At 74.0% G+C, this 6346-nt stretch carries 6 protein-coding genes; 2 read left to right on the top strand and 4 right to left on the bottom strand.

The window, feature by feature from the left end; all coding sequences use genetic code 11:
- The 4 genes from V9U69_RS17960 to V9U69_RS17945 all read right to left on the bottom strand — a co-directional run.
- Positions 1-188: RpiB/LacA/LacB family sugar-phosphate isomerase (locus V9U69_RS17960; RefSeq protein WP_337063224.1), on the bottom strand; the 188-nt coding region annotated here is incomplete at its 3' end.
- 14 nt (positions 189-202) lie between these two features.
- Positions 203-1912, bottom strand: a complete 1710-nt coding sequence (locus V9U69_RS17955; RefSeq protein ID WP_337063223.1) for a dihydroxyacetone kinase family protein — start codon at positions 1910-1912, stop codon at positions 203-205.
- Positions 1913-1935: 23 nt separating this feature from the next.
- Positions 1936-2847 (bottom strand): sugar phosphate isomerase/epimerase family protein, encoded by a 912-nt coding sequence (locus V9U69_RS17950; RefSeq protein WP_442907821.1) that lies wholly within the window; start codon positions 2845-2847, stop codon positions 1936-1938.
- Between the two features lie 217 nt (positions 2848-3064).
- Positions 3065-3772: a GntR family transcriptional regulator gene (locus V9U69_RS17945; RefSeq protein WP_337063221.1), complete on the bottom strand. Its 708-nt coding sequence runs from the start codon at positions 3770-3772 to the stop codon at positions 3065-3067.
- Positions 3773-3846: 74 nt separating this feature from the next.
- On the opposite strand from V9U69_RS17945, the gene V9U69_RS17940 reads away from it, so the two are divergent.
- Together V9U69_RS17940 and V9U69_RS17935 are read left to right on the top strand one after the other, a co-directional pair.
- Positions 3847-5226, top strand: a complete 1380-nt coding sequence (locus tag V9U69_RS17940) for a M20/M25/M40 family metallo-hydrolase (RefSeq protein WP_337063220.1) — start codon at positions 3847-3849, stop codon at positions 5224-5226.
- Positions 5227-5344: 118 nt separating this feature from the next.
- Positions 5345-6154 (top strand): SDR family NAD(P)-dependent oxidoreductase, encoded by an 810-nt coding sequence (locus V9U69_RS17935; RefSeq protein WP_337063219.1) that lies wholly within the window; start codon positions 5345-5347, stop codon positions 6152-6154.
- The last annotated feature ends 192 nt before the right edge of the window (positions 6155-6346 follow it).

Genomic DNA, 6346 nt, shown 5'->3' with positions numbered 1-6346 from the left:
GCGGCGATCTTGCGGGCGCCGGCCACGGCCACGTGCGGGTAGGCGGTCTTGTCGGTGTCGGAGCCCACCCCGACGTCGATGACCTCCTTCACCCGCGGGTCCTTCTCCAGGTCGGCCTTGATGGCGTCCTTGTAGCTCACGCCCGCCTCGTCGGCGGCGAGCACGACGCGCCACTGCTGGTCGGTCACGGTGTTCCTCCGGTTCAAAGCTTGTCGGCGATGGTGCGGGTCACCAGCGCCAGGGAGATCGCGCCGGCGTCGGGGTGGCCCAGGGACCGCTCGGCCAGGGGCCGGGCGCGCCCGATCTGCGGGCGCAGGTCCTTGGTGGCCTCGGCGGCCTCGGTGGCCGCCTGCGCCGCGGTGGTGAAGGCCGTCTTCAGGTCGTCCCCGGCCGCGACGCGCTCGGCGAGCGCCTCGGCGAAGGGCACCTGCGCGTCCAGCATCGTCTTGTTGCCCACGCGGGCCCCGGCCAGGCGCATGACGGCCTCGACGGAGGCCTGCGCGCCCTCGGCGGCCTGCTGCGCGCTGGGGGTGCCCTCGTCGCCGAGCTTGTCGGCGAAGGCGTGCAGCAGCACGCCCCAGATCACCCCCGAGGTGCCGCCGGCCCGGTCGGCCCACGCGCCACCGGCCGCGGACAGCGTCGCGCCCGCCCCGGCCCCGGCGTCGGCGGCGGCGCGGGCGGCGGCGGCCGCGGCGACCGATCCGTTGACCATGCCGGTGCCGTGGTCGCCGTCACCGGCGATCGCGTCGATGCGGCCCAGCTCGGCCTCGGCGTCCTTGAGCACGTCGCGCACGGCCTCGATCAGCGCGGCGACCCGCTGGCCGGCCGCCTGAGCGGCCTCGGGGGTGCCGGAGTAGTCGGCGACCTCGTCCTCCGGCGCGACGTACCGCGGGGCGGGGGTGGTCTCGATGGTGGGGCCGACGGACAGCGCGGGGCACTGGGCCGGCGCGGTCCACAAGGTCTCCAGCTCCTCGTCCAGCCACGTGACCGTCAGCGAGGCACCGGCCATGTCCAGGGAGGTGACCAGTTCGCCGACCTGGGGGGCGACGATCTCGTACCCGGCGGCGCGCAGCTTCGCGGCGATCGGCCCGTAGAGGAGGAACAGCTCCTCGTACTTCGTCGAGCCGAGGCCGTTGACCAGGACCGCGAGCTTCCCGCCCTCGGGCGCGCCCTCGGGCTTGCCGCCCAGGACCTTGCCCACCAGCAGGTCGGCGATCTCCTCAGGGGTGCCGATCGGCTCCTCGGAGATGCCCGGCTCGCCGTGGATGCCCAGGCCGATGCCCATGTGCCCCTCGGTGACCGTGAACAGCGGTTCGGTCTCCCCGGGCAGGGTGCAGCCGGCGAAGGCGATGCCCATCGAGCGGGTGCGGTCGTTGGCGTGCCGCGAGACGCGGACCACGTCGTCGAAGCCGTACCCGGCCTCGGCGGCCGCGCCGGCGATCTTGAAGGCGACGACGTCGCCGGCGATGCCGCGGCGCTGCCCGTTGGCCCCCTGGCCCTCGCTGGCCACGTCGTCGGTCACGACGAGCAGCTCGGCCGGGATGCCCTCGGCGCGCAGCCGCTCGGCGGCCAGGCCGAAGTTGAGGATGTCGCCGGCGTAGTTGCCGAAGCCGAGGACGACACCGCCGCCGCGGTTGGCAGCCTTGGCCACGTCGTAGACCCAGCGGGTCGAGGGCGAGGCGAACACGTTGCCGCACACCGCGCCGTCGGCCAGGCCCGGCCCGACGTAGCCGGCGAACGCGGGGTAGTGCCCCGACCCGCCGCCGGCGATCACCGCGACCTTGCCCTCGGGGGTGGCGGTGGAACGGATCACCCCGTGCGGCACCGGCTGCACGAAGCGGGAGTAGATGTCCACGAAACCGGCGACGGACTCGTCGACGAACGACGCCGGGTCACCGAAGATCTTCGTCATGCGGAACGGTCTCCTTCGATCGCTCAGAGGGTGCGGAACGGCGCCCAGGGCGTCTGCTTCGGCAGGACGCGGCGGATGTACTCGCGGTTGGTGGCGCCGACGCTGATGCTGTCGCCGCCGTAGTGCTCCACGCAGAACGCGCCGCGGAAGCCGGACTCGATCGCGATGGCGATGGCCTTGCGGTAGTTGATGGTGCCGAACTCCAGCGGCGCGGGGTGCGTGCGCACCGAGCCGGTGCTCGGCTCCTCGTCGCGGTAGTAGTTCTTCAGGTGCCAGTAGTTGGTGTGCGGCAGCATCTTCGCCGCGATCTCCTCCCACGGCTCCACGGGGCGGTGCAGGCGCCAGATGTTGCCGAAGTCGGGGTTCAGGCCGACGTTGTCGTAGCCCACCTCGTGGATGAACCGAACGGCCGAGTCGGCGGTGCCGAGGTAGGTGTCCTCGTACATCTCCAGCGCGATCTGCACGCCCACCTCCTGGGCGTGCTTCGCCAGTTCCTGGATCTTCTTCACGGCGGTGCGGCGCGCCTCGTCGGAGAAGTCGTCGGAGTAGCCGGGCTCCAGCCAGAACCACAGGGCCTCGGCCTGCGCGGGGGTGAAGCCGCGCATGAAGCCGAAGTTGACCAGCGGGATGCCGATGGCGGCGCAGGCGTCGATGGCGCGGTGCGAGTAGGCGAGGTTCTCGTCGGCCCTCTCGTGGTCCATGACGCTGCGGCGGGAGGTGGAGAACGCCGGGATGCTCAGGCCCGCGGCGCGCACGGTGCGGGCGAACTCGTCCAGCCGCTGCGGCGACAGGTCCGCGATGCGGATCCACGTGTCGGTGGGGTCGATGCTGGTGTACCCGGCGTCGACCATGACGTCGAGGGTCGCGGCCCAGCCCTCGGCGGACTGGTCCTGCACCGACGTGCCGTCGGCGAGGACGCCCGGGTGGGGCATCATCGGCACGGTGATCGGCCAGTTCTCCCGCGTCAGCGTCTCGGGGTAGCCGTCGAAGACGGTCGTGCGCTGGTTGGACTGTGCGGCGTCGTCGCTCACGTCTCGCTCCATCGGGTCTCGGGCCCCGGATTCTATAGAAAATCAGGACGGGGAGCAGACTGCCCCACGCGCTGCGAGCTGTCAACGGCCCCGGACCCGTCCGGGTGCCCGGTGCGGCCGGTCAGCCCGGCGCGGCCCGCGACAGCACCCGCTCCAGGTGCACCCGCATGGCCGCGGACGCCGCCGCCGGGTCGCGCTCCTCGAAGGCGCGCACGATCGCCTCGTGCTCCGCCACGCTCTCCGCCGAGTCCGGCACGTGCTGCTCGACCTGGTGCAGGCGCTGCACGAAGCCGCGGAAGGAGTCCAGCGTCCGGACGATGAACGGGTTGCCGGTGCCCTCGGCGACGAGCTCGTGGAAGCCCCAGTCGGCCTCGAGGTAGTCCTTGAAACCGCTGTACCCCGGACCCGTGGGAGCCCGCCGCTGCCGCTCCACGGCCAGGTGCAGGCGCCGCACGAACTCCTCGTCCGCGCGGGCGCACGCCCGTTCGGCGTTCCCCGGCTCCACCAGCAGCCGCACGTCCACCAGCTGGGCCAGCTCCCGCTCCGACAGCAGCGGTGCGGCCCGGTACCCGCGCCGGGCGCTGCGCACCACCAGGCCCGTGCCCTCCAGCCGTGCGAGCGCCTCGCGCACCGGCGTCGCCGAGACCCCCAGGCGGTCCGCGAGGTTCTGCGTGCGCAGCGCCGCCCCGGGCTCGACCCCGCGGCTCATCAGCAGTTCCAGCAGCGCGTCGTGGACGGAGTCGGTCACCCCGCGGTGCTCGCCCGCCGTCCACTCCTGCGCGCCGTTCTCTCGCGGGCGCAGCGCCGCGCCGGGAGGCAGGGTGTCCATGGCACGGGGACGTTACCGCCCGTCGCGGCCCCCGCCCCCGCGCGAGGTGCCCGCCGCCCTCTAGCGTGGCGGGCGTGAGCGCACACGGGACGGCGGGCCGGGCGGCGGACGGGCAGCAGGGGGCGGGCGACCTCGCCCCCCGGGCGCGGGAGGTCGCCCAGGACGAGGTCGTCGACCTCGCCCGCGACCTCATCCGCATCGACACCTCCAACCCCGGCGACGGTTCCGGACCCGGCGAGCGGGCCGCCGCCGAGCACGTCGCGGCCCTGCTGCACGAGGTGGGCCTGCAGCCGGAGTACGTCGAGGGGTTCCCCGGTCGCGGCAACGTCGTCCTGCGCATCCCCGGCGACGAGCGCGGCACCGCCGAGCGCGGTGCGCTGCTGCTGCACGGGCACTTGGACGTCGTGCCCGCCCGCGCCGCGGACTGGAGCGTGGACCCCTTCGCCGGCGAGATCGCCGACGACTGCCTGTGGGGCCGCGGCGCCGTGGACATGAAGGACATGGACGCGATGCTGCTGGCCGTCGTGCGCGATCTGGCGCGCACCGGGCAGAAGCCGCCGCGCGACCTCGTCGTGGCCTTCCTCGCCGACGAGGAGGCGGCCGGCGTGCAGGGCGCGGAGTGGCTCGTGCACCACCGCCCCGACCTGTTCGAGGGCGTCACCGAGGCCGTCAGCGAGGTCGGGGGTTTCTCCGTGGACCTGGACGGCCGGCGCGCGTACCTGCTGCAGACCGCGGAGAAGGGCCTGGCCTGGCTGCGGCTGGTGGCGCACGGGCGCGCCGGTCACGGCTCGCAGGTCGGCACCGACAACGCCGTCACCCGCCTGTGCGCGGCCGTGGCCCGCATCGGCGAGCACGAGTGGCCGGTCGAGTACACCGCCACCGTCCGACAGTTCCTGCAGGGCGTCTCCGAGATCACCGGGGTGGCGTTCGACGAGCGCGACCCCTCCGCGCTGCTGGCGACGCTGGGGACCACGGCCCGCTGGGTGGGGGCGACCCTGCAGAACACCGCCAACCCGACGGTGCTGGAGGCCGGGTACAAGCACAACGTCATCCCCGGCACCGCGTCGGCGCTGGTGGACTGCCGCTACCTGCCCGGCCGGCAGGAGGAGCTGCTGGCCACGATCCGGGAGCTGGCCGGTGAGCGGGTCGACGTCGAGACCGTCAACGAGTCCGTGGCCCTGGAGACGGACTTCGCCGTGCCGCTGGTGGACCGCATGCGCGACGCCCTGGAGGCGGAGGACCCCGGGGCGGCCGTGCTGCCGTACTGCCTGGCCGGCGGCACCGACAACAAGTCCTTCTCCCACCTGGGCGTCCGCGGGTACGGCTTCGCGCCCCTGCGCCTGCCCGCGGGCATGGACTTCGCCGGCATGTTCCACGGCGTCGACGAGCGGGTGCCGCTGGACGCGCTGCGCTTCGGCGTGCGGGTGCTGCAGCGCTTCGTCGCCACCTGCTGACGCGCCCGCCCCTCGTGCGATCCCCGTTCGGCGCGCATGGTCCGCGCCGCACGGGGCACGGGGTGCAGCGGGGCCGCCGCGCGGGCGGCCCGAGCCGATCAGCACCCGGAGGTCCGCAGTGAGCACCGCAGACGCTTCCCGCCCGTTCGCCGTCGTCACCGGAGCCTCCACCGGCATCGGCCTGGAGCTGGCCAAGCGGTTCGCGGCCGGCGGCTACGACCTGCTCGTCGCCGCCGAGGACGAGCGCATCACCGGCGTGCCCGCGCAGCTGGCCGAGGTGGAGGCCGCCGCCCGCGTCGAAGCGGTGCGGGTGGACCTCGCCACCGCCGCGGGCGTGGAGCAGCTCTGGGCCACCGCCACCGCCGGCGGGCGGGCCGTCGACGCGGTGGCGATCCACGCAGGGGTCGGCGTGGGAGGGGAGTTCGTCGAGAACGACCTCGAGGACGAGCTGCGCATGATCGACCTCAACGTCGTCTCGTCCGTGCACCTGGCCAAGCTGGCCGCGCGCGCCATGGTGGAGCGCGGCGAGGGCCGGCTCCTGTTCACGTCCTCGCTGGCCGCGCGCGTGCCCGCCCCGTACCAGGCCGTGTACGGGGCCACCAAGGCGTTCGTGCAGTCGCTGGCGCAGTCGCTGCGGCAGGAGCTGGACCAGAGGGGCGTGAGCGTCACCGCGTTCCTGCCCGGCCCCACCGACACGGAGTTCTTCGAGCGCGCCGGCATGGAGGACACGAAGATGGCGCACACGTCCGCCAAGGACGACCCGGCCACGGTGGCCGCGCAGGCGTTCAAGGCGCTGCAGAAGGGCCGCGACCACGTGGTCACCGGCTCGCTCGGCACGAAGCTGCAGGGCGCCGCCGCCAACGTGTCCCCGAACGCGCCGCTGGCCAAGGCGCAGGGCAAGCTCGCCGAGCCCGGCTCGGCGGACTGAGGGGCGAGCAGCGGTCACCCCCGCGGCTCTCCACCCCCTCGTCGGCTACCCAGCGACGTCGTCTGATCACCAGGCGTAGTAGTTGTCGGGTGGGTCCCGGAAATGCCGCGCAGCGCGCCCCCGTGCTGGAAGACTGCCCACCTCCGCGCGACCCGACCGGGCGCCGGACGAGGGACAGCGCCGGGGGACCCC

This window comes from Kineococcus sp. G2, from assembly GCF_037154035.1.
Classification (GTDB): Bacteria; Actinomycetota; Actinomycetes; order Actinomycetales; family Kineococcaceae; genus Kineococcus.
Note: the sequence above shows the minus strand (reverse complement) of the source record. Positions and strands in the feature narration are given on the sequence as shown.